General features: G+C 66.9%; 25 protein-coding genes and 1 other RNA gene. 16 read left to right on the top strand and 10 right to left on the bottom strand.

Features of this window, described 5'->3' with window-relative positions; genetic code table 11:
- The 5 genes from DYI42_RS18795 to DYI42_RS18775 all read right to left on the bottom strand — a co-directional run.
- A partial coding sequence (locus DYI42_RS18795; RefSeq protein ID WP_213547998.1) for an SPFH domain-containing protein occupies window positions 1-856 on the bottom strand: 856 nt, incomplete at its 3' end.
- Window positions 857-1,218: 362 nt separating this feature from the next.
- Window positions 1,219-2,151: a DUF2927 domain-containing protein gene (locus DYI42_RS18790; RefSeq protein WP_213547996.1), complete on the bottom strand. Its 933-nt coding sequence runs from the start codon at window positions 2,149-2,151 to the stop codon at window positions 1,219-1,221.
- 28 nt (window positions 2,152-2,179) lie between these two features.
- The gene (locus DYI42_RS18785; RefSeq protein WP_213547994.1) at window positions 2,180-3,379 is read right to left on the bottom strand and encodes a toxic anion resistance protein; all 1,200 of its coding nucleotides are present in this window, start codon (window positions 3,377-3,379) and stop codon (window positions 2,180-2,182) included.
- A gap of 28 nt (window positions 3,380-3,407) precedes the next feature.
- A complete protein-coding gene (locus DYI42_RS18780; protein WP_213547992.1) occupies window positions 3,408-4,319 on the bottom strand; it encodes a 5-bromo-4-chloroindolyl phosphate hydrolysis family protein in 912 nt (303 codons plus the stop codon).
- 171 nt (window positions 4,320-4,490) lie between these two features.
- Window positions 4,491-5,315, bottom strand: coding sequence for a pseudouridine synthase (locus DYI42_RS18775; protein WP_213547990.1), 825 nt, complete (start codon window positions 5,313-5,315; stop codon window positions 4,491-4,493).
- Window positions 5,316-5,379: 64 nt separating this feature from the next.
- Between DYI42_RS18775 and DYI42_RS18770 the strand changes: the two genes are divergently transcribed.
- Entirely contained in the window at window positions 5,380-5,832 is a 453-nt protein-coding gene (locus tag DYI42_RS18770; protein WP_213547988.1) for a nucleoside deaminase, read from the top strand.
- Between the two features lie 103 nt (window positions 5,833-5,935).
- On the opposite strand, the gene DYI42_RS18765 is transcribed toward DYI42_RS18770, so the two are convergent.
- Window positions 5,936-6,607, bottom strand: coding sequence for a metal-dependent hydrolase (locus DYI42_RS18765; protein ID WP_213547986.1), 672 nt, complete (start codon window positions 6,605-6,607; stop codon window positions 5,936-5,938).
- A gap of 120 nt (window positions 6,608-6,727) precedes the next feature.
- Between DYI42_RS18765 and gatC the strand changes: the two genes are divergently transcribed.
- The 8 genes from gatC (at window position 6,728) to DYI42_RS18730 (ending at window position 12,113) form a co-directional block, all read left to right on the top strand.
- On the top strand, window positions 6,728-7,015 hold the full coding sequence (gene gatC, locus DYI42_RS18760) for an Asp-tRNA(Asn)/Glu-tRNA(Gln) amidotransferase subunit GatC (RefSeq protein WP_213547984.1): 288 nt from the start codon (window positions 6,728-6,730) through the stop codon (window positions 7,013-7,015).
- Window positions 7,015-8,502, top strand: a complete 1,488-nt coding sequence (gatA, locus tag DYI42_RS18755) for an Asp-tRNA(Asn)/Glu-tRNA(Gln) amidotransferase subunit GatA (RefSeq protein ID WP_213547983.1) — start codon at window positions 7,015-7,017, stop codon at window positions 8,500-8,502. Before gatC ends, gatA begins: the two co-directional genes overlap by 1 nt.
- A 42-nt stretch (window positions 8,503-8,544) precedes the next feature.
- Window positions 8,545-9,279, top strand: coding sequence for a hypothetical protein (locus DYI42_RS24335; protein ID WP_244868019.1), 735 nt, complete (start codon window positions 8,545-8,547; stop codon window positions 9,277-9,279).
- 40 nt (window positions 9,280-9,319) lie between these two features.
- Window positions 9,320-10,006 (top strand): N-acetylmuramoyl-L-alanine amidase, encoded by a 687-nt coding sequence (locus DYI42_RS24330; RefSeq protein WP_342344698.1) that lies wholly within the window; start codon window positions 9,320-9,322, stop codon window positions 10,004-10,006.
- Between the two features lie 125 nt (window positions 10,007-10,131).
- Window positions 10,132-10,488: RNase P RNA component class A (gene rnpB, locus DYI42_RS18745), an RNA gene on the top strand.
- A 122-nt stretch (window positions 10,489-10,610) separates the two neighbouring features.
- The gene (gene rpmG / locus DYI42_RS18740) at window positions 10,611-10,778 is read left to right on the top strand and encodes a 50S ribosomal protein L33 (RefSeq protein WP_012179442.1); all 168 of its coding nucleotides are present in this window, start codon (window positions 10,611-10,613) and stop codon (window positions 10,776-10,778) included.
- Window positions 10,779-10,904: 126 nt separating this feature from the next.
- A complete protein-coding gene (locus DYI42_RS18735) occupies window positions 10,905-11,456 on the top strand; it encodes a GNAT family N-acetyltransferase (protein ID WP_244868018.1) in 552 nt (183 codons plus the stop codon).
- Between the two features lie 48 nt (window positions 11,457-11,504).
- Window positions 11,505-12,113: an AAA family ATPase gene (locus DYI42_RS18730; protein WP_213547981.1), complete on the top strand. Its 609-nt coding sequence runs from the start codon at window positions 11,505-11,507 to the stop codon at window positions 12,111-12,113.
- A gap of 77 nt (window positions 12,114-12,190) precedes the next feature.
- On the opposite strand, the gene DYI42_RS18725 is transcribed toward DYI42_RS18730, so the two are convergent.
- Both DYI42_RS18725 and DYI42_RS18720 read right to left on the bottom strand, forming a co-directional pair.
- Window positions 12,191-12,913: a Bax inhibitor-1/YccA family protein gene (locus DYI42_RS18725; RefSeq protein ID WP_213547980.1), complete on the bottom strand. Its 723-nt coding sequence runs from the start codon at window positions 12,911-12,913 to the stop codon at window positions 12,191-12,193.
- Between the two features lie 180 nt (window positions 12,914-13,093).
- On the bottom strand, window positions 13,094-13,327 hold the full coding sequence (locus DYI42_RS18720; RefSeq protein ID WP_213547979.1) for a DUF1127 domain-containing protein: 234 nt from the start codon (window positions 13,325-13,327) through the stop codon (window positions 13,094-13,096).
- A gap of 123 nt (window positions 13,328-13,450) precedes the next feature.
- On the opposite strand from DYI42_RS18720, the gene DYI42_RS18715 reads away from it, so the two are divergent.
- The gene (locus DYI42_RS18715; protein ID WP_213547978.1) at window positions 13,451-14,410 is read left to right on the top strand and encodes a LysR family transcriptional regulator; all 960 of its coding nucleotides are present in this window, start codon (window positions 13,451-13,453) and stop codon (window positions 14,408-14,410) included.
- On the opposite strand, the gene DYI42_RS18710 is transcribed toward DYI42_RS18715, so the two are convergent.
- Window positions 14,361-15,326 (bottom strand): NADPH:quinone oxidoreductase family protein, encoded by a 966-nt coding sequence (locus tag DYI42_RS18710; protein WP_213547977.1) that lies wholly within the window; start codon window positions 15,324-15,326, stop codon window positions 14,361-14,363. The genes DYI42_RS18715 and DYI42_RS18710 overlap by 50 nt on opposite strands.
- A gap of 320 nt (window positions 15,327-15,646) precedes the next feature.
- On the opposite strand from DYI42_RS18710, the gene DYI42_RS18705 reads away from it, so the two are divergent.
- From DYI42_RS18705 to DYI42_RS18690, 4 genes are all read left to right on the top strand, one after another.
- A complete protein-coding gene (locus DYI42_RS18705; RefSeq protein ID WP_213547975.1) occupies window positions 15,647-16,033 on the top strand; it encodes a helix-turn-helix domain-containing protein in 387 nt (128 codons plus the stop codon).
- Between the two features lie 106 nt (window positions 16,034-16,139).
- Complete coding sequence (locus DYI42_RS18700) at window positions 16,140-16,955, top strand: inositol monophosphatase family protein (RefSeq protein WP_213547973.1); 816 nt, start codon at window positions 16,140-16,142, stop codon at window positions 16,953-16,955.
- The gene (locus tag DYI42_RS18695; RefSeq protein ID WP_213547971.1) at window positions 16,952-18,292 is read left to right on the top strand and encodes an 8-oxoguanine deaminase; all 1,341 of its coding nucleotides are present in this window, start codon (window positions 16,952-16,954) and stop codon (window positions 18,290-18,292) included. Before DYI42_RS18700 ends, DYI42_RS18695 begins: the two co-directional genes overlap by 4 nt.
- A 64-nt stretch (window positions 18,293-18,356) precedes the next feature.
- On the top strand, window positions 18,357-18,836 hold the full coding sequence (locus tag DYI42_RS18690; RefSeq protein ID WP_213547969.1) for a CAP domain-containing protein: 480 nt from the start codon (window positions 18,357-18,359) through the stop codon (window positions 18,834-18,836).
- Between the two features lie 10 nt (window positions 18,837-18,846).
- Here DYI42_RS18690 and guaD read toward each other — a convergent pair whose 3' ends face one another.
- The gene (gene guaD / locus DYI42_RS18685; protein WP_213547967.1) at window positions 18,847-20,172 is read right to left on the bottom strand and encodes a guanine deaminase; all 1,326 of its coding nucleotides are present in this window, start codon (window positions 20,170-20,172) and stop codon (window positions 18,847-18,849) included.
- A 178-nt stretch (window positions 20,173-20,350) separates the two neighbouring features.
- Between guaD and mgtE the strand changes: the two genes are divergently transcribed.
- Together mgtE and DYI42_RS18675 are read left to right on the top strand one after the other, a co-directional pair.
- Entirely contained in the window at window positions 20,351-21,760 is a 1,410-nt protein-coding gene (gene mgtE, locus DYI42_RS18680; RefSeq protein WP_213547965.1) for a magnesium transporter, read from the top strand.
- On the top strand, window positions 21,757-22,302 hold a 546-nt coding region (locus DYI42_RS18675; RefSeq protein WP_213547963.1), incomplete at its 3' end, for a 5-formyltetrahydrofolate cyclo-ligase. The genes mgtE and DYI42_RS18675, both read left to right, overlap by 4 nt.

Here is a 22,302-nt window from a genome sequence, read left to right as displayed (position 1 = left end):
TCGCCTGGCCCATCTGGTTGGCCATCGCCATCCCCATGCCCATGCCAAGCCCCGCGCCCATGCCACCCCCACCCGCGCCGGGGTTGGCGGCGGCGGCGCTCATCGCCTCGGCGGCGGCGAACTGGGTGTATTTGCCGAGATCACCCACCACGCCCATCGAGGTGCGCTTGTCGAGCACCTCCTCGACGGCGGGCGGGAGCGAGATGTTCTCGATGTAGAGCTCGGGGATGATCATGCCGTATTCGGAAAGCGTCTTGCTGACTTCGGTGGAGATGATCTTGCCCATATCGGCCGTGTTCGCCGCCATGTCGAGCACCGGGATGCCGGAACCGGCCATCACGCGGGAGGCCTCCTGAACGATGATGTTGCGGATCTGGAAGGTGATCTCGTCAGAGGTGAACTCGCCGTCGGTGCCGACGATCTCCTGCATGAAGAGCGCCGGGTCTGAGACCTTCACCGAATAGGTGCCGAAGGCGCGGATGCGGGTCGGGCCGAACTCGGGGTCACGCAGCATGACCGGGTTCTTGGTGCCCCACTTGTTGTCGTTGAAGCGGGTGGTATTGACGAAATAGACCTCGCTCTTGAACGGCGACTGGAAGCCATGGTCCCAGTGCTGGAGCTTGGTCATGATCGGCATGTTGTTGGTTTCGAGCATGTACATGCCCGGCGTAAACACATCGGCCAGCTGGCCCTCGTGGATGAAGACGGCAGCCTGCCCCTCGCGGACGGTCAGCTTGGCGCCATACTTGATCTCATGGCCATAGCGCTCGAAGCGCCAGACCATCGTGTCGCGGGTGTCGTCTGTCCAATGGATGACGTCGATGAATTCGCCTGAGAGAAAATCGAGAATGCCCATGGCGTGTCTCCTTAAGTTAATGCGGTGACTATAGCCGACGAGACAGTGCTGGCCAGTGCCTATCGCGGCGGGTTTTCACGGCCGACTGGGCACGGGCGGCGACGCAAGAGACCTGGTGCCGCCCCTGCCGCCCGGACGACTGTTGGTGTGCAGCACTTCTCGATCAGACGCTGGCCGCTGATGATGTGACCCGGAAGCCCATTGCCCGTGTTACGCAAGTGCTGGGATGGAGCCCGTGGAACAGAACCGATGGCGTGCGGCGGGGGTGGTCGCTGGCCGCAACCTTATGCGCGGATTGGGCTCACCCGAACTCGCCAGCCAAACGTGAGCCTGTGCCGGGTCCAAACTCCCGGCTGCGTGCCTTACACCCCGCCACCCATGGTCTCAGCGACGATCTTCTTGACGATCGGCTTTGCCTCAATTGCCGTCATGCCCGGCTCCAGCCGGTCGTCGTAGAGGATGCGCAGGAGTTGCTCGTCGTGGGTGGTGAGCAGGCCGAATTCTTCGTCGTCGTTGAAGATCGAGGGGCGGGCTTCGGGGCTGTCATTCGCCAGGCCGAGGCCCTGGGCCAGCTCCTCGTGGATGCAGGAGAGGCGCAGCAGGTCGGGGTGTTCGGCGCGGATGATCGCGACGGCGCGGGTGTAGACCGAGCTGTTGGCAGTGGTCGTCGCGAAGACGAGGCAGAGCGTGTCGCGCGGGAGGTTCTCGATGGTGCGGATGGCGGCACGATCAATGCCGGGCACCAGCTTCTGCAGCTCGGGGCCGATGGCGGCGCGCTCGTCCTCGTTCAGCATCAGCACGGTGAAATTGCCGTTGCCGGTGCCCATGCTCATCGGGTGGCCGGTCGCGCGCCCGAGGCGGCGGACGTAGGAGGCCACGTTGGCACGGTCTTTCGCGCGCTGCGCGTCCGGCACCGTCTCACCGAAGCGCAGGCCAAAGCGGATGGGCTGCTCCCAGCGGCGAAGGCTCGACTCGGATTGCTGCGCCACCAGCCTACCGCCCCGCGAGACATACTCATCGAAGAGCGCGATGCGCACGAAGTTCTCGGTGAGCTGCCGGTCGGAATAGGGGGTATCCGGGCCGCCGCCGTCGCGGCGCAGGAGGCCGCGGGCCAGCAGGTCGGATTGAACGCGGGCGTAATGCCGCGCGGCGCTGCGGCTGGCTTCGGAGGGCTCTTTCGGGCCGGGCGCTGGCTCTTCTGGCTGCTCAGGCGGCGCGGGCGCGACCGGCCCGGTCACCTCCTCGCAGGCCGCGAGGGCGAGGGCGGCGACGATCATCGCCGCTCTCGGGATCATTGGCAGAAGGCGCAATTCGCGGCCCCTTTCAGCTTTCGGAGACGGCGGTGCCGGCGGCATCGCCCAGCCCGGTCTTGCGGGCCTTGGCAGAGGCGAGCGTGGTTTTCAGCTCGCTTTCCATCTTTTGCAGCTCCTCTTCGGCCTCGGCGCGCTTGCGCTTGCCTTCGTCGGCGATCTGGAGGCTCTCCTCGATGGTGGCGACCAGTTCGGCATTGGCCGTCTTAACGGCTTCGATGTCGAACACGCCCCGCTCCATCTCGGTGCGGATCTTGGCATTGGTCTCGCGCAGGTTCTTGGCGTTCTGGGTGAGCAACTCGTTGGTCAGGTCATTGGCCGAGCGTACCGCCTCTGCCGCCTCGGCGGAGCGCTGGATCGTCACTGCCTGAGCGAGCTGGGTTTCCCAGAGCGGCACGGTGTTGACGAGGGTGGAGTTGATCTTGGTGACAAGGCTCTTGTCGTTCTCCTGCACCAGCCGGATCGAGGGCAGGCTCTGCATTGTCACCTGGCGGGTGAGCTTGAGGTCGTGCACCCGGCGCTCGAGATCGTCGCGGGCGGCGCGCAGATCACGCAGCTCCTGCGCCTTCATTACGCCCTCTTCCTCGGGCGCGGCCTCCACTTCGGCCTCCTTGGCGGGGATGGTGGTGGCATCCAGCTCGGCGATCTTGGCCTGGCCTGCGGCAATGTAGAGGGCGAGTTCGTCGTAGAAGCTCAGGGTTTTCTCGTAGAGAACGTCGAGCGACTTGATGTCTTTCAGCAGCTTGTGCTCGTGGCCTTCAAGCTCGGCGGTGATCTTGTCGATCTGGTCCTGCACATCCTCGAAGCGGCTGAGGAAGTTGGCGAAGGGCGCGGCGCGGCCCAGCAGCTTTTCCCAGAATGAGCGCTTGCGGCGCACGTCCAACTCGGAGACCGAGAAGCCGCGAATGGTGGTGACCATCTTGCGCAGGCCGTCGCCCGCGGGGCCCACATCCTTGTTCTTCACATCCGCCAGCATCGCCTGGGAGATCGTCTGAAGCTCAGATTGCGCGGCGGAGCCGAAGTTGACGATGGAGCCGGTGTCGCTCATGTCGAGCTCGCCCATCCGCTTGGTGATCTCCGCCGAAAGGGCGGGATCGGCCTCGGACAGCGGCACCACGGCGTTGGCCTCGCCCGGTTCCGGCAGCACAACGGCGTTGACCTCTTCAACCTGCGCCAGCGTCTCTTTCGCCTTGGCGTGAACTTCCTGTTCCATTGTCCCTGATCTCCTTGTTACGCGGGGCCTAATGCGCCCCTTCACGCTGCAAACGGTCGCGCAGCACTTCTATTTCAATGTCCAGATCGGTGCGGTCGTCCAGCAGCAGCTTTTCGGTGCGCTGGGCATAGTTGCTCTCCATCTCGTCGAGCAGGGCGAGGTAATCGGCTTTGGCCTGCGCGTCACCCGAGCGGCTGTAGATGTCGGCGAACTTCACCGTCGCGTCCTTGGCCCCCATGAGGTACACGCCCATGAACTTGCGCGCCGCCGTCAGGTCGCGCGGGTCTTCCTCTACGGTGCGAAACATGGTGCGGGCGGTGTCGGAAAAGCGGGCGACCCGGTCGGCCACGCCGCGATCTCCGGCGCGTTTGACGGCATCGGCCATGGCGGCCAGGTGCGCTTCGGCCTCATCCACCGCGCGAGCCACTCGATCCTGCTGCCGCACGTCTATGCCTTCCATCCCTTTATCCGACATCGGGTCGATCCCGAAGGCAAAACTGTGGAGCCCGGCGCCGAGCACGCCGAAAATGATGGCCTCCAGCAGCCCGTGCCCGGCGAGGCCGACGATGGCGAGGCCCGCGCCGGTCAGCACCGAGCCGAAGATCTTGCGCGGGACGGCAGGGCGGCGGGCCACTTTGCGCGCTTCCCAGGCCTCCTGCGCCTTCAGCCCCTCGCGGGTGAGCCATGCGGCGAGCATAAGCACGCCGACGGCAACGAGGTAGAGCGCGAGGCCCGTCGCCTCGGAGGTGAAGGCGTGCCAGAGAAAGACGAGCGGCACCACGAACATGAGGTTGGAGCGCATGCCCGCCCGTGCCCGGGTGGCCCCGGCGAACTTCGGCGCCATGGCCGAGGCCTTTGGTGCCTCGGGCGCGGTGCGCACGCCTTCGTCGCCGGCTTTCGAGCCATCGGGGCTGAATTTTCCACCGTAGCGCTGGGCCATCAGGCGCCCCCGCCGGTGAATGCGGCGTAGAGCATCAGCGCCAGAAGCAGCGCAAAGCTCAGTTTTTGCAAACCGTCTCCGGACATCTCACCCCACCCGCGCCGTGCTGGCGCATATCTCGCTTATAATCGAATGATTTTCTGCGGGCCAGCATGGATCGCGGGCGCGCGCTCATCCGCCCTTTCGAGGCGTCTTCGCGCCCGGTTTCGGCGGGTTGCGCCGGCGCTGGGGCTTCTTCTTCGGTTCCTGCGCGGGCTTGAACTCGGCATCCAGCCCGAGCTGGTCGCGCAGCACCCGGGCCTTGATCTCTTCCGCCTGCCCCGCCTTCAGGTCGCCAAGGCGAAACGGGCCGTAGGAGACGCGCAGCAGGCGGTTCACGGTCAGGCCCACGGCCTCCATCGCGCGGCGGATCTCGCGGTTCTTGCCCTCGCGCAGGCTCACGGTCGCCCAGGCGTTGGCCCCCTGCTGGCGGTCGAGCGTGATGGTCATCGGCTGGTATTTGACGCCATCGACCGTCAGCCCGCGACGCAGCGGCTCGAAATCCGAATCCTCCGGCGTGCCATGCAGCCGCACGCGATACTTGCGCACCCAGCCGGTGGAGGGCAGCTCCAGCCGCCGCTTGATCTCGCCGTCATTGGTGAGCAGCAGCAAGCCTTCGGAGTTGAGGTCGAGCCGGCCCACGCTCATCACCCGGGGCATATCTTCGGGAAGGTTGCCGAACACGGTGTCGCGGCCCTTCTCGTCACGCTCCGTTGTCACGAGGCCCGCGGGCTTGTGGTAGAGCCAGAGCCGAGGCGGCTCGGGCGCCGCCAGCGGCTTGCCGTCGACGGTGATCTTGTCGGCCTCCGTGACGTTCAGCGCCGGGCTGTCGATCTGCTTGCCGTTTACCGCCACGCGGCCCGCCTCGACGATCTTCTCGGCCTCACGGCGCGAAGCGAGGCCGGCGCGGGCGAGCACCTTGGCGATGCGGTCTCCGGGAGGGGGCGTGCTGGTCATGCCTTCGCTCTATCTGCGCAGGCGGGGCTTGCCAAGACCGGTGGTTGGGGGGCAGGGGAGAGCCATGACATTCACGAGCCACATGGACAAGGCGCTGGAAGAGGCGCGGGACGCCGCCGCGCGGGGCGAGGTGCCGGTGGGCGCCGTGCTCGTCGCGCCGGGCGGCGAGGTGGTGGCGCGGGCGGGTAATCGCACGCGGGAGCTGCATGACCCTTCTGCCCACGCCGAGATGCTGGCGATCCGTGCCGCCTGTGCCGCCGCAGGCTCCGAGCGGCTGCCGGGCCATGTGCTCTATGTCACGTTGGAGCCCTGCGCAATGTGCGCCGCCGCCATCGCCGCCGCGCGGATCGCCCGTGTCGTTTACGGCGCAAGAGACCCGAAGAGCGGCGGGGTGCATCACGGGGCCCGGGTTTTCTCCCATCCGCAGGCCCATCACGTGCCCGAGGTCATCGACGGGATTGGCGAAGAGGCCGCCGCCGCGCTCTTGCAAGAGTTCTTCGCAAGCCGCCGCAACTAGGGCGTAACGGCTTCATTTTCTTGCTCTAAATATCTCCACGGGGGTGTGGGGGGTGTGAACCCCCCACCGCGTGACGGCGCCACCGGGAAACACCGGCCGAGGCTCAGAGCTCCACCGCCTCGAGCACCCTTGGCTCCAGCACATCCACCCCTTTCAGCCCCTTCTTCAACGCCTCTGCATCCTGCGCCAGCGCGGGGAAGGTCTTGTAATGCGAGGGCAGCACGAGCTCGAAATCGAAGAAGCGCTTGGCGGCCCAGGCGGCCTGCTCCATGTCCATCGTGTAGAAACCGCCGCAGGAGAGGATCCCGATGTCGGGCTCGAAATAGGCGCCGATCCACTCCATGTCGGCCATGATGCCGGTGTCGCCGGAAAAGTAGATGCACTTGCCCTCGGCCTTCAGAACGTAGCCGACATCGGCACCCGCCGCGCCGCCGTTGTAGCTGGTGGAATGGGAGGCGGGCACCATAGTGACCTTCACGCCGCCAAGGTCCACCGTGCCGCCCTTGTTGAAGCCGGTGGCCTCCACGCCTTCCAGCTGGCCCGCAAGTTCGACCATGGTGAAGACGGGCAGGCCCCGCTCTTTCGCCATCTCGGGCACGCCTGCCACGTGATCGTCATGGCCGTGGGTCAGCAGGATGTGGGTGGCGCCCTCCAGCGCCTCGGCCTTGCGGTCTGCGGGGAAGGCGGGGTTTCCGTCGAGCCAGGGGTCGATCAGGATGACGGCTTCCGCGGCTTCGAGCCGCCAGCTTCCATGTCCGAGCCAGATCAGTTTCATCGGGGTCTCTCCATTCTTGTGTTGCCGCGAAGGTAGAGCGGGCCTGTGCGCCCGTCCACCGCTTGCAGGCAGCGCGCCCCGGCGATAAACGGGCGGGCGAGACCCGATAGGAGTTTGACGATGTCGATTGACACCGAAACCGCCCGCCGCGTGGCGCATCTGGCCCGGATCGCCGTGCCGGAGGAAGACCTGCCTGCGCTGGCGGGGGAGTTCAACGCAATTTTGGGCTTCATCGAGCAACTGTCGGAAGTGGACGTGGACGGCGTGGAGCCGATGGTTTCGGTCACCCCGATGCGGCTGAAGCGGCGAGAGGATGTGGTGACCGACGGCAACCAGCCGCAGGCCGTGCTGGCCAATGCGCCCGACGCCCGCGAGGGCTTCTTTGCCGTGCCGAAGGTGGTTGAGTGATGAGCGAACTGACCAAGCTGACGATTGCGGGCGCGCGGGACGCGCTGCGCAAGGGCGAGACCACCTCTGTCGAGATCACCGAGGCCTGCCTGAAGGCCATCGAAGGCGCCGGGGCGCTCAATGCCTACGTGCACCACACGCCGGAAATCGCGCTGGAGCAGGCCAAGGCCGCCGATGCGCGGATCGGCGCGGGTGATGCGCCCGCGATGTGCGGCATTCCGCTTGGCATCAAGGATCTGTTCTGCACCAAGGGCGTGGAGAGCCAGGCGGCCTCGGCCATCCTCGGTGGCTTCAAGCCGGAGTATGAGTCTACCGTCACCAGCCAGCTCTTCGACGCGGGCGCGGTGATGCTGGGTAAGCTCAACATGGACGAATTCGCCATGGGCAGCTCCAACGAAACCTCGACCTATGGCAACGCGGTGAACCCCTGGCGGCGCGGCAATGACGAAGCGGCCCTCACCCCGGGCGGTTCCTCGGGCGGCTCCGCCTCCGCCGTGGCGGCCGATCTCTGCCTCGCGGCGACCGGCACCGACACCGGCGGTTCGATCCGCCAGCCCGCCGCCTTCACCGGCATCACCGGGTTGAAGCCGACTTATGGCCGCGTGTCCCGCTGGGGCATCATCGCCTTTGCCTCCTCGCTCGACCAGGCCGGGCCGATGACCAAGGACGTGCGCGACTGCGCGATCATGCTCTCCGCCATGGCTGGGCATGACCCGAAAGACAGCACCTCAGCCGAGCTGGCGGTGCCCGATTTCGAGGCGATGCTGACCGGCGACATTAAGGGCAAGGTCATCGGCATACCCAAGGAATACCGGATGGAGGGGATGCCCGAGGAAATCGAGGCGCTCTGGGCCGAGGGCACGGAGATGCTCAAGGCGGCAGGGGCCGAGATTCGCGACATTTCGCTGCCCCACACCAAATATGCGCTGCCCGCCTACTACGTCATCGCCCCCGCCGAGGCTTCTTCCAACCTCGCCCGCTATGACGGTGTGCGCTTTGGCCATCGGGCCAAGCTGGCGCAGGGCGATGGCATCGTGGAGATGTACGAAAAGACCCGCGCCGAGGGCTTTGGCGACGAGGTGAAACGGCGGATCATGGTGGGCACCTATGTGCTCTCCGCCGGCTATTACGACGCCTATTACAACCGCGCCCGCAAGGTGCGCGCGCTCATCAAGCGCGATTTCGACGAGGTCTTCGCCGCCGGGGTCGATGCGATCCTGACACCCGCCACCCCCTCTGCGGCCTTCGGGCTGGGCGAGATGGCCGAGGCGGACCCGGTGCAGATGTATCTCAACGACGTCTTCACGGTGACGGTGAACCTCGCCGGCCTTCCCGGCATCGCGCTGCCCACCGGCACCGACAAGCAGGGGCTGCCGCTTGGCCTCCAGCTCATCGGGCGGCCCTGGGAAGAGGGCGACTTGCTGAACACGGCCTATGCACTGGAACGTGCGGCCGGTTTTGTGGCCAAACCGGGCAAATGGTGGTAAAAGCCCGGCCCAAGGCAAAGAACAGAGCAGAGAGTATTCCCCATGCGTGCATGGCTTCCCCTGACGATGGTCGCGGCGCTCGCGGCCTGTGATCCGGCGGTGCCCGACAGCGGTTCGGGCGTCGGCTTTGGCGATTACGACAGCTACCAGGCGCGGCAGAGCCGTGACGCGGCGCTGGCGACCTCACAGCGGCAGACCGTGCGTCCGCCCGCCCCTGCGCCCGCCACGGCTGCGGCCCAGACGCCCGAGGGCACAGGCGCGCCCACGGCGGCCGAGATCGACGCCGCGCTGGGCCGGACTCCGGCCTCCACCGGCGGCGTCATCACCCCCGCTGCCCCGGCCCCCGCGCCGGTGCAAACGGGAACGGTGCCCCGCTCTGCGGGCAGCAGCGCCGGAATCTCCGACGAGCAATCCTTCGAGGCGGTCTCGTCCCGCGAGTCGATCGAGAGCGACGCCCAACGGATCGCCCGGCAGCGCGCGCAGTTCGAGCAGGCCCCGGTCACGGCCCTGCCGCAGCGCCCGCAGGACACCGGGCCGAACCTTGCGGAATATGCACTTTCGACCACCAACCAGCCGGGCGAGAAGATTTATCGCCGGAGTTTCACCAGCCAGCGCAAGTACGACCGCGCCTGTTCGGGCCAGCCCTCGGCGGCCCAGGCGCAGCAGGCCTTCCTCGCCGCGGGCGGCCCGCAGCGTGACCGGCTGGGGATGGACCCGGACGGCGACGGCTTTGCCTGTGGCTGGGACCCGCGCCCCTTCCGCGCCGCCAAGGGGTGAGCGGGGCCACGAATTTTCGTACGAAAATTCGGGCGCGGGCGTGAAGCTCGCGTCCTATCCTTCGCCCAATCAGGGCGCGCGCCGGGGCGGGGCACGCCCCGACATCGTGTTGCTGCATTACACCGCCATGCCTGATACCGAGACGGTGCTGAAGCGGCTGGCCAACCCCGAGGCCGAGGTGTCCGCGCATTACGTGATCAGCCCCGAAGGGGGCGTCTGGCAGATGGTCGACGAGGCCGCACGCGCGTGGCACGCGGGGGCCGGGCGCTGGGGCGGCTGCGATGATGTGAATTCCCGCTCCATCGGCATCGAGATCGTGAATACGGCGGTGGAGCCTTTCTCGGCGCCGCAGATGCGCAGCGTTGAAGCCCTGGTGGCAGGCATCATGGCGCGCTGGGCCGTGCCGCCCGAGCGTGTGCTGGGCCATTCCGACATCGCGCCGGGCCGCAAGATCGACCCGGGCCCCCGCTTCGACTGGCGCCGCCTCGCGTTGCAGGGCATGGCGGTGTGGAGCGAGGCCCGCGGCGAGGCTGCGGATTGGGACAGGTTCTGCCAGGACGCGCGGGTGTTCGGCTACACGGCCGAGGTGGAGCGCGACGTGCTGCTCACGGCGTTTCGCGACAGGTTCCGCCCGGGGGCCAAAGGCGCGCTGGAAGGGATGGACTGTGCCCGAATGGCTGATCTGGCCGCGCGGTACCCGGTGGATGCGGAGCTGCCGCAGGTGTGACGCGAGCCGTGCAGCGCCGCCCCGGGGGGCGGGACGGCGCTGCACGGCGCCTTCGGCTTGATTCCGTGCAGGCACCCCGATCAGTCGTTGACCGGGCTCCGCTTCTCGCCTACCCAGTCCTCCGCGCGGATGGCCGGGTGGCTGCGGGGGCTTGCCTCCGAGGAAAGTCCGGACTCCACGAAGCGACGGTGCCGGGTAACGCCCGGGCGGGGCAACCCGACGGAAAGCGCCACAGAGAACAGACCGCTTGGCCACGCCAAGTAAGGGTGAAACGGTGGGGTAAGAGCCCACCGCGGGGCTGGCAACAGCGCCGGCACGGCAAGCCCCACCGGGAGCAATGCCAAATAGGAGCCTCACACGGGCCGCTTCGGCCCCGGGGCTCGGGTTGGCAGCTAGAGGGCCGGCAGCGATGCCAGCCTTAGATGAATGGCCACCCCGCCCGAAAGGGCGGACAGAATCCGGCTTACAGGCCATCCGCGCGATTATTTTTGCCGATCCCGCCCGGGAGCGGTTGACTCACCGCCCGGCCCGGGTAAAAGGCGGGCTCCAAGATACACCTGCGGAGCGCCCCCGTGCGCGCTCCCCCCGCAAGAGGACGAACAAGATGGCCAAACCGACCACCATCAAGATCCGGCTGAACTCCACCGCCGACACCGGCCACTTTTACGTGACCAAGAAGAACGCTCGCACCATGACCGAGAAGATGGTCGTACGCAAATACGACCCGGTCGCGCGGAAGCACGTGGAGTACAAGGAAGGCAAGATCAAGTAAGCCCTTCCCCCACGGAAAGCTCAGAAAACCGCGCGACGCCCCAAGGCTCGCGCGGTTTTTCTTTTTTCTCATAGCCAGCAGACCCCGCGAGCCTCCTTCCCCACCCGGTCCCAAGGAGGCCAGACCATGCAGACCCAGACCAGCGAAACGCACGGCAGAGGGCCACGGCCCGCGCTGCCGCCCTTCACCATCCGACCCGCCCGCATGGGCGACGTGCAGGCGGTGGGCAAGCTGCTGGTGGCCTCCTACCGGGCCCTGCTGGCGCCCGACTATCCGCCCGAGTTGTTGGCCGGGGCGCTGCCGCTCATCACCCGCCCCCAGGCGGCGTTGTTGTCGTCCGGCACATACTGCCTCGCCGATACCGGCGAGGGCCTGCTCGCTGCTGGAGGATGGACCTTCCATGCCCCCGGGGGCACGGCCACGGGGCCGCGTGAGGTGGGCCACATCCGCCATGTTGCCACCGCACCGGCCGCAGCGCGCATGGGCGTGGGCCGGGCGCTGATGGAGCATGCCCTGTTTGAGGCCGAGGCGGCGGGGGTGCGGCGGATGATGTGCTTCTCCACCCTCACGGCAGAGCCCTTCTACGCGGCGCTCGGCTTTGTCAGCCAGGGCGATATCAGTATCACCCTCGCGCCGGGCCTCGAGTTTGCCGCCGTGCAAATGTGTCGTGAAATGTGATCTACGCCGCACTTGCGAAGCGCTGCGCCGCAACGCAGAATTGGCCGGATGGAACGGGTGATGATCGTCGGAGGGCCCGGTTCGGGCAAATCCACCCTGGCGCGGGCGCTGGGGGCGGTCAGCGGCTTGCCCGTGTTCCACATGGACCACATCCACTACGGTCCCGGCTGGCAGCAGCGGGAGCCGGAGGTAAAGACCTGGATGAGCGAGGAGGTCCACCGCAAGCCGCGCTGGATCTTCGAGGGCAACCACTCACGCAGCTACGCCCAGCGGATGGCGCGCGCCGAGTTGCTGATCTGGCTCGATCTGCCTGTTGGGCTACGGCTCTGGCGGGTGGTCCGGCGGCAGGTCCGCTATCTCGGCAAGACCCGGCCTGACATGCCCAAGGGCTGCGTCGAGCGGCTCGACAAGGGAGCGCTGGATTTCTGGCTCTGGATCTGGCGAACGCGCAAGACGGCGCGGGCCCGGATCGCCGAAATGGTTGCAACCCCGCCGCAGCACCTGACCGTGGTGAAGCTGGGCAGCCGGGCGGAGGTGGCGGCCTTTCTCGACGCCGTGGAAGGTGGGGCCTGGGCAGATGGTGCAGCAGAGCTGCCGGGGCAGGTGGCCCGCCCCGCCGCAAAGCACCGCCCGCATGCGGCGCCCGGCGCGGCCTGAGCGCGGTTCATACCCTCAAAAGCAAGGGGGCCGCCCCGAAGGACGGCCCCCATAACTCAAGTCGTCAGCCTGTCGGCTTATTCACGCCCGCCCATCAGCGAGAGCAGGAACATGAACATGTTGATGAAGTCCAGGTAGAGGCTGAGGGCGCCCATGATGGCCGCCTTGCCGAGCCACTCCTGATCCCCATGCGCCGCGTGGGCGATGTAGGTGTTCTTGATATTCTGCGTGTCGTAGGCGGTGAGGCCCGCGAAGATCAGCACGCCGAGGATCGAGATGGCGAACATCATGGCCGGGCTTTGCAGCCAGATGTTGATGATCGAGGCCACCAGGATACCGATGACGCCCATGATGAGGAACGACCCCCAGCCCGAAATGTCCTTCTTGGTGGTGTAGCCCCAGAGGGACAGACCGGCGAAGGCGATCGCGGTGACGAGGAAGGTCTGGGCGATCGAGAAATCGGTGTAGGCGGCGAAGATCCAGCTGATCGATAGGCCCATCACGGCGGAGAACACGTAGAAGAACAGCTGCGCGGCGGCCGCCGAGAGCTTGTTGATCATCGCGCCGAAGGCGAAGATCATGATCAGCGGGGCGAACATGACAACCCAGCGCAGCGGCGTTGCGAAGATCTGCATCACCAGCGCGTCGTTGTTGCCGATGGCCCAGGCCACCGCAGCGGTGAGCAGAAGCCCCACCGACATGGTGCCATACACCTTGTTCATATGGGCCCGGAGGCCCTCGTCGATCTGCGCCGTACGGACGCCTGCGCCCATCGTGCGGATCGGTCCAGTCTCTGCCATTCATGCCTCCATTTGCACAAAACGTTGGATGGCGCGCGTGCGTGCACGCCACTTGCGCTCAAATATCGGCACTTGTGCCCCTCGTTTCAAGGGTTTCTGCGCGGGAAACGCAGAGTTTCGACACAACATTTTCGAGAGCGGCGCCCTCGGGGGAAAGCGCCGCTCTCAGGGATGGCGGGATCAGATCCGCCAGCCCGGGGGAACGTCCCAGAGTTTGCGCGCGGCTTCGTCGCGGGCGTCTTCAGGCGAAACGCCGATATCCTTGAGAAGGGCGGCGTCAAGTGCGGCGAGCGCGCGGCGCTGGCGGCGCAGGGCCAGCAGGCCCATGATGCGGGCCAGCAGGCCGGTGCGGGGGGAGGTGTTGCGGCGTCCTGACAGGGCGCCGGAGGAGAGGGTGGAGGCGGGGGAGCTCATCAGTCCGATCCTTTGCTTTCTGTGAACGTTGCGATCTGTTCGATCAGGATGATTGATATATGGCGCGGGCTCAGGCATATTGAAAACGAATGTTTGTGACGCAACTCATCACGGAGATTGATGATGCCCCGGAACCTGGATCTCACCGCCCTTCGCAGCTTCGTGACCGTCGCCGACAGTGGCGGCGTGACCCGTGCAGCGGGGCAGCTCAATGTCACCCAATCGGCGGTGTCGATGCAGTTGAAGCGGCTCGAAGAGTCGCTGGACCAGAAGCTGCTCGACCGATCCCAGCGCCAGATCGCCCTGACCCCGGCCGGTGAGCAGCTGGTCAGCTATGCGCGGCGGATGCTGGCGCTGAACGATGAGGCCATCACCCGGCTGACGGCCGAGGAGTTCGAGGGCCAGATCGTACTGGGCGTGCCCCATGACATCGTGCTCGGCTACATCCCCAGGATGCTCCAGCGCTTTGCGGCCGAGTTTCCGCGGGTGCGGGTGCATCTGGTCTCGTCTTTTACCCGCAGCCTCAAGGAAGAATTCGCCAAGGGTGACTGCGACATGATCGTGACCACCGAGGACGGCGTGGACGAGGGCGGCGAAACCCTGCGCGAGGTGCCGCTCGTCTGGGTGGGCGCGCCCGGTGGCTGTGCCTGGCGCCGCCGCCCGCTGCCGCTGGCCTTTGAGGAGAAGTGCTTTTTCAAGCCGATCGTCCAGCGCGCGCTGGACGAGGCCGGGCTGCCCTGGACGATGCAGGTGAGCTCCAACTCATCGCGCACCGTGGAGGCCACGGTGAACGCCGACCTCGCGGTTCATGCCATGCTCGAGGGCATGCACCCGCCCACTACCGAGCCGATCTGCCACGGCGGCGCGCTGCCCGAGCTGCGCTCGTTCCGGATCAACCTCTATGGCGCGGGCAGCATCAAGAACCCGGCAGAAGAAGCGCTGGCCGAACTTTTGCGCCGGTCCTACGCCGGGAAGCTTGCCACCGGGATGAGCCCGGTGCCGGTGGGCGACAGCGGTGTGATCGGCGAGGCCGTCAGCGCCGTGGCTCAACAACAACCTTACCGGTCGAGCGCCGCGTCCTGATCAGGTCCATCGCTTCGTCGATCTGGTCGAGCGGCAGGCGGTGAGAGACGTGCGGATCGAGGCCGCCGGTTTCCCAGAGCTTCATGAGCTCGGCCAGTGAGCCGGTGAGCACCTCGGGCGCAAAGCCCATGTAGCCGCCCCAGTAAAGGCCCATGACCGTGAGGTTCTTGACCAGCAGGTGGTTGGCCTTGATCTGCGGCACCTTCCCACCGGCGAAACCGATGGCCAGTAGCCGGGCCTCGGGGCGGGCGGCGCGGAAGCACTCGGTGAAGAGCGGGTCGCCCACCGTATCATAGAGCACGTCGAGCCCGCCGAGCGCCTTGAGCTGGCCGCGAATGTCTTCGCTCGTGGCCTCGATCAGGTGGGTGGCGCCAGCTTTGCGGGCAACCTCCAGCTTGTCGGCCCCGCGTGCGATGGCCACAACCTCGGCGCCCAGCTTCGCGCCGAGTTCTACCGCCGTGAGCCCGACGCCCCCGGCAGCGCCGGTGACCACGAGACGCTCGCCCTCGGCCAGCCGGGCGCGATGGACCAGCGACAGGTGTGACGTGCCATAGGCCACGAGGAAGGCGGCAGCGATATGGAAGGGCATGGCCTCGGGCAGCTTGAGGCAGCGGCTCGCGGGGAAGCACCCGGCCTCGGCCAATCCGCCGCGCCCGCCGAATACGCCAACCCGGTCGCTGGGCGCGAAGCCTTCCACGCCGTCACCCAGCGCGGTCACCGTTCCCGCCAGCTCGATGCCGAGCGTGAAGGGAGCAGGGGGTGTATCCTGATACGTGCCCTCCACCATGAGCAGATCGGCGAAGTTGAGCCCGCAGGCCACGATCTCCACCGCGACCTCACCAGGCCCCGGTTCGGGGGCGGGCAGGTCGACGAGCTCAGGGCGTTTTCCGGTTTCGGTGATGCGATAGGCCTTCATGGTGTCCCTCCGATTGCGCACCTTCCCTATGGTCTGCCCGAAAGTTGCGCAATCCTGTGGATATGTGCAAAATGCAATTGCAAAATGCAAAGGTTCACAAAAGAAACCAAATGCAACCAAAAATTGCATGCAGACATATGCATAAACTTACCGTAGAAGGGAGGATAGTTCACGGTTTGCGTGTGGCGCGCCTCGTCTAAGTATCTGTTTTTGAATAAATTAGAATTTTTCTACCGAAGAATGTTAACGAATCCAGCAGCTAGAATGATTTTGGCACGGAAGTTGCTGTGTATTAGGTAGCATATAACAAGGAGAAGTTTATGAAGCATCCGGTCGATATACACGTTGGCAAGCGTGTCCGGCATCGCCGTTGGATGGTGGGGATGACGCAGCAACAACTGGCCGAGAAGGTCGGGATCAAGTTTCAGCAAATCCAGAAATACGAAACCGGCATGAACCGCGTGAGCGCGTCGCGGCTGTGGGATATTTCGCACGCACTCGATGTGCCGATTTCCTTCTTTTTCGAAGGCCTGAGCCAGGATATGCCCGATGTGGCACGCAGCGAGGTTGCCGAGGGCGAGAGCGTTCCGGGTGATATCCTCGGTGACCGCGAGGCGCTTGAACTGGTGCGGAGCTACTACGCGATCCCCGAGAGCCAGCGTCGCCGGCTCTTCGACCTTGCCCGCGTATTGAGCGACGTGAACTGAGCGCGTCTCCGGTCTCTCAAGACTGATCCTGAAAAAAGCGCCCCACGCCGGGGCGCTTTTCTCGTTCCGGCGGCTGCGCTATGCCTGCCTCAACCGGGAGGCATACATGGTGCGCGAAGAGATCAGCGAGCAGGAGGCGGCAGAGCTGCGCGCCTGCGGGGCGGCGATGGCCGAGGCGGCGCGGGCGGCGATCCTGCCGCATTTCCGCACGGCCATGGCGGCCGATAACAAGGCCGGGCCGGGCGGGTTTGACCCGGTGACCGTGGCCGACCGCGCCGCCGAGGAGGCAATGCGCGCCGTGCTGGCCGAGCGCCGCCCGCAGGACGCGGTCCTGGGCGAAGAATTTGGCCGACAGGATGGCGAAAGCGGCCTGACCTGGGTGCTCGATCCGATCGACGGCACGCGGGCCTTCATTTCCGGCACCGCAAGCTGGGGCGTGCTCATCGCGCTTCAGGACGCGCGCGGCCCGTTCTATGGCATCATCGACCAGCCCTACATGGCCGAGCGCTTCGAGGGAGGGCTTGGCGCGGCGGCGCTCACCGCTCCAAGGGGCGAAAGCGCGCTGGGGGTGCGAACCGGGCGGGCGCTGGAAGAGGCCACCCTTTTCACCACCTTCCCGGAAGTGGGCACCGAGGCCGAAGGCGCGGCCTTTCACCGGGTCGCGGCGCGGGCGCGGCTCACCCGCTATGGGCTTGATTGCTACGCCTACGCCCTGCTCGCGCTGGGCCAGATCGACCTCGTGATCGAGGCGGGACTGCAAAGCTATGACATCGCCGCACCGATTGCCGTGATCGAGGCGGCCGGCGGTGTGGTGACCGATTGGCAGGGTGGCCCGGTGCATGAGGGTGGGCGCGCACTGGCGGCGGCCACGCCGGAGCTGCACCGCGCGGCGATGAAGCTCCTGGCGGAGCAGTCGCCATGATCCATCGCCTGATCCGGGGTGGGCACGTTCTGTGCATGGATGATGCGGGCACCGAGGGCGCGCTGGATCTGCGGTTGCACGGCGGGGTGATCGAGGAAGTCGGCCCGGGACTGCCAGCGAAGGACGCCGAGGTGGTGAACGCCGAGGGTTGCCTGGTGACGCCAGGGCTGGCGAACACGCATCACCATATGTTCCAGAGCCTGACCCGCGCCGTGCCAGCGGGGCAGGATGCGTTGCTCTTCGGCTGGCTTCAGGCGCTCTACCCGATCTGGGGGCGGATGATGCCCGATGACATCCGCCTCTCCGCCAAGCTGGCCTGCGCCGAGCTGGCGCTCTCGGGCTGCTCCATGAGCTCCGATCATCTTTATATCTTCCCGAACGGCGCGCGGCTGGAAGACAGCATCGAGGGTGCGGGGGAGGTGGGTATCCGCTTTCTGGCCACCCGCGGGGCGATGAGCATCGGCGAGAGCAAGGGCGGGTTGCCGCCGGACGCGCTGGTGGAGGATGAGGTGGCGATCCTGGCCGACAGCGCGCGGGTGGTCGAGGCCTTCCACGACTCCTCAGAGGCAGCGATGGTGCAGGTGGGCCTCGCCCCCTGTTCGCCCTTCTCGGTGAGCCGCGAGCTGATGCGTGATGCCGCGATTCTCGCCCGCGAGAAGGGGGTGCGCCTGCACACGCATCTGGCCGAGAACGAGGAAGACATCGCCTATTCCGAGGCCAATTTCGGCTGTCGCCCGGGGCAATATGCCGAAGAGCTGGGCTGGGTCGGTGAAGACGTGTGGCACGCCCACTGCGTGAAGCTGGACGGCGCGGAGATCGACTTGTTCGCTCATACGAAGACAGGGGTGGCCCATTGCCCCTGCTCAAATTGCCGCCTCGGCTCGGGCATCGCACCGGTGCGGGCGATGCGCGATGCGGGCGTGCCGGTGGGGCTGGGCGTGGATGGCTCGGCCTCCAACGACGCGGGCAACCTCGCCGCCGAGGCGCGCATGGCCTTGCTGGTGGCGCGGGTGCGCGACGGGGCCGATGCCATGCCGGCCCGCGAGGCGCTTGCTATCGCCACACGCGGCGGGGCCGAGGTGCTGGGCCGGGGAGGCCACCTTGGGCAGCTCGCGCCCGGCTTCCGCGCCGACGTGGCGCTGTGGGATATGAGCGGCATCGAGGCGGCGGGCAACTGGGACCGCGCGGCGCTGCTGCTGGCCGGTCCAACGCGGGTACGTGACCTCTTCGTGGAGGGGCGCCCGGTGGTGGAGGACGGGCGCCTTACGGGGCTCGATGCGCGTGCGCTTGCTGAAGAGGCGGCGCGGGCGACGGCCCGCCTGATGCGCGGCGCGTGACCGGCCTTGTGTTGACCGCACGCGATGGCTGGAGTGCTATGGGTGCAGCATCGGAGGACACGCCATGAAACACCTGCCCCTCGCCCTTGCGGCCCTCATCCTTGCCAGCACGGCCACCGCTCAGGCGCCGCATCACCGCGCCGCGCCTGAAGGCATGGCCCTGCAACCGGTTGCCTCCGACCTTGCCGCAGAATTCGGCGCACAGCTCAACGCCTACCGCAAATCCAAGGGCCGCAGCCCGCTGACCGTGGCGCCGGGGCTGGAGCGGGCGGCGGCGGACCATGCCGATGACATGGCGAAGAAGGGCTACTTCTCGCACAAGGGGCGGGATGGGAGCACTCCAGAGGTCCGGATAAATCGGCGGGGCTGCTCTGGCAGGACGGCCGAGAACATCGCCGGCGGCTACCCTTCAGTCTCGGCTGTGATGAAAGGCTGGCGCAAATCGAAGTTGCATAATGAGAACTTGCTTCAAAGCGAGGTACGCTACTTCGGAATAGCGAAGGTCGGCGACAAATGGGTGCTGAACCTCGCCTCCAACTGCTGAGGCACCACACCTAGCGCCGGCTCACCCCGCCGATCCAGACGCCCTTTATCGCCCGATCGTCGCCCATCATCATCGTCGGGAAGAGCGCCTCCCAGATGTCCTGTGCGCGCGCGGCGCGCTGGGCGATGGCCGGGGTCGAGGCCAGATCGAGCGCGATCACGTCGGCGGCGGAGCCGGGGGCCAGCGTGCCCACCTCGGCCTCCATGCGCATCGCGCGGGCCGAGCCTTCGGTGGCCAGCCACAGCAGCTGCGCGGGGTGCAGAACCGCGCCGTTGAGCTGGCTGATCTCATATGCTGCCCCCATGGTGCGCAGCATCGAGAAGGAGGAGCCGCCGCCGGTGTCGGTCGCCAGGCCCACGGGGATGCGCTGGTGGGCAAGGCCCATCGCATCGAAGACGCCTGAGCCGATGAAGGTGTTGGAGGTCGGGCAATGCACCACCGCCGACCCGCTCTCGGCCAGCCGCGCCCGCTCGCGCGCCTTGAGGTGAATCGCATGGCCGAAGAGTGCGCCGGGGCCGATCAGGCCGAAGCGCTCGTAGGTGGCGAGGTAATCCTCGTCATCGGGAAAGAGCGAGGCGACCCAGGCTATCTCCTCGACCTGCTCGCTCAGGTGGGTCTGCATCGGGCAGTCGGGGTGCTCGGCCCAGAGTGCGCCCATGGCTTCGAGCTGCTCGGGCGTGGAGGTGGGTGAAAAGCGCGGCGTGATGGCATAGCGCGCGCGCCCCTGCCGGTGCCAGCGCTTCAGCAGCGCCTTGCTTTCGTCGTAGGCACGCTGGGGCGTGTCGCGCAGGGCCTTGGGTGCGTTGCGATCCATCGCCACCTTGCCGCCCGCCACCGCCATGCCCCGGGCCTGTGCGGCCTGGAAGAAGGCAGTGACGCTCTCGGGGTGCGAGGTGCAAAAGCTGGCAATGGTGGTGGTGCCATTGGCAATCGCGAGGTCGAGGTAGCGCCCGGCAATGGTGGCGGCATAGAGCGCATCGCCAAAGCGGCTCTCCTCGGGGAAGGTGTAGCCCTCCAGCCAGTCGATCAGCCGCTTGCCCCAGGAGGCGATGATACCGGTCTGCGGGTAATGCGCATGCGCATCGACGAAGCCGGGCAGCAGCAGTGCGGCGCCGTAGTCGACCCGCCTGGCGGTGCGGTGGGCCTCGACCATCCGCGCGGCGGGTCCGATTTCGACGATCTTGCCGCCCCTGAGCAGGATCGCCCCCCGTGAAAGGTGGCGCGCGGCCTCCTGTGGCGGCGTGCTGAAGGGATCGGCGGTGAAGTCGATGATCTGCCCCAGCAGCAGGGTTTCGGGCACCGTAGGCTCGGCGGTTGGCGGGGCAGCGGCAGACATAGCCGCGAGGTTAAGCCCGTGCCGGGCGGCGGACAATGCGTGAAATGACGTAAGCCGTGGCGTCAGATACGAATTCACGCTCGGCACAGGCCCGTGCGCGCCCAAATCGCCACCCGCCTGCTTGCACCGCAGGGCGCGTGCAATATGGTGACGCCAAGAGCGAACCGGGGGCATGTGGATGAGCGAAGAGCCGATCACCGAGATCGAGGTGGAGGAGCGCCCCGAGGAGCGCGAGGAGCAGGACTACTCGCTGCGCACACCCTTCGTGCAATCAGTGCTCGAAGCCACCTTCGCGGATGATGTTGTCACCCTTTCGGAACTGCTCGACCCGCTCCACCCCGCCGACATCGCCGACCTTCTGGAACAGATCGGCGAGGCACCGCGCCGCGAGCTGCTGATGCTCTGGGGCGAGAACGTGGATGGCGAAATCCTCTCGGAACTCGACGAGACGATCCGCGAAGACGTGATCGCCACGCTCTCCCCCGAAACCCTCACTGAGGCAGTGCGCGAGCTGGATTCCGATGACGTGGTCGACCTCGTGGAAGACCTCGAGGAAGACCAGCAGGAGGCCATCCTCGAGGCGCTGCCGGCGGCAGACAGGATCGCGGTGGAAGAGGCGCTGTCCTGGCCTGAGGAGTCGGCCGGCCGTCTGATGCAGCGCGAGGTGGTGCGCGCGCCCGAGCATTGGGACGTGGGCCACATGATCGATTTCATGCGGACCGAGGGGCAGGAGTTGCCCGAGCAGTTCTACCACGTCATCCTGATCGACCCGAAGATGCACCCTACCGGCTACGTGGCGCTGGGCCGTATCCTCGCCAGCCCGCGCACCACCAAGCTGAAGGACATCACCGAAGACAGCTTTCGCACCGTTCCGGTGGACCAGGACGAGGGCGAGGTGGCCTATGCCTTCAACCAGTATCACCTGATCTCGGTGCCGGTGGTCGACCACAACGAGCGGTTGGTGGGTGTCATCACCATCGACGACGCCATGACCGTGCTCGACCTCGAAGCCGAGGAAGACATCCTGCGCCTCGCCGGGGTGAGCGACGAAAGCCGGGTGACGGACCGGGTGTGGGAAACAACCAAGCGGCGCTTTCCGTGGCTCGCGGTCAACCTCGTCACGGCCATCCTCGCCAGCCTCGTGATCGACCAGTTCGAGGCGGTGATCGCCCAGCTGGTGGCGCTGGCGGTGCTCATGCCCATCGTCGCCTCCATGGGCGGCAACGCGGGCACCCAATCGCTCACCGTGGCGGTGCGCGCGATTGCCACCAAAGACCTTACCGGCTCCAACGTCTGGCGGGTAATCCGGCGGGAGGTGGCGGTGGGGCTGCTGAACGGCCTCGCCTTCGCCGCGCTCATGGGGCTGGTCGGGTGGGTCTGGTTCGGCACGCCGATGCTGGGCGTGGTGCTGGCGCTGGCGATGGTCATCAACCTCGTTGTGGCGGGGCTGGCGGGCATCCTCGTGCCGGTGGTGCTCGACCGGCTCGATATCGACCCGGCGCTGGCCTCCGGCGCCTTCGTGACGACGGTGACAGATGTGGTCGGCTTCTTCGCCTTCCTCGGTCTGGCCGCGGTGCTGCTGCTGTGAGCCTCGCGGAGGAGAAGCACGCGGCCCGCGCGGCGGCGCTGGCGCGGCGGGCCGAGGCCCATGCGGAATGGTCGGGCCATGCCGCGGGCCACCTTTCGGAGGTTCTGGCGGGCTATCGCGGCGTGCCGCTGGCGGGCTACATGGCTATGCGCGACGAGATCGATCCGATGCCCGCCCTGGAGGAGGCCGCGGCCCACGGCCCCGTCGGCCTGCCCACCATCACCGCACCCGCCACTCCACTGGTGTTTCGCCTCTGGGAACCGGGGGCCGAGTTGGTGCCCGCGCGCTTCGGCACATCCGAGCCCACCGGCGCGGTGATGCGCCCCGAGATCCTCGTCGTGCCGCTGGTGGCCTTTACCCGCGACGGCGCGCGGTTGGGCTACGGTGGCGGCTTCTACGACCGCACGCTGGAGCTGCTGCGCCGCGACGGGCCGGCGCTGGCAGTGGGCTTCGCATACGGGGCGCAGGAGGCCGAGGCGCTGCCGCAGGAGCCCACCGACGCCCCGCTCGACATGATCGTGACCGAGCGCGAAGTGATCGCG

The sequence above is a fragment of the Vannielia litorea genome, from assembly GCF_018424695.1.
Lineage (GTDB): Bacteria > Pseudomonadota > Alphaproteobacteria > Rhodobacterales > Rhodobacteraceae > Vannielia > Vannielia litorea_A.
Note: the sequence above shows the minus strand (reverse complement) of the source record. Positions and strands in the feature narration are given on the sequence as shown.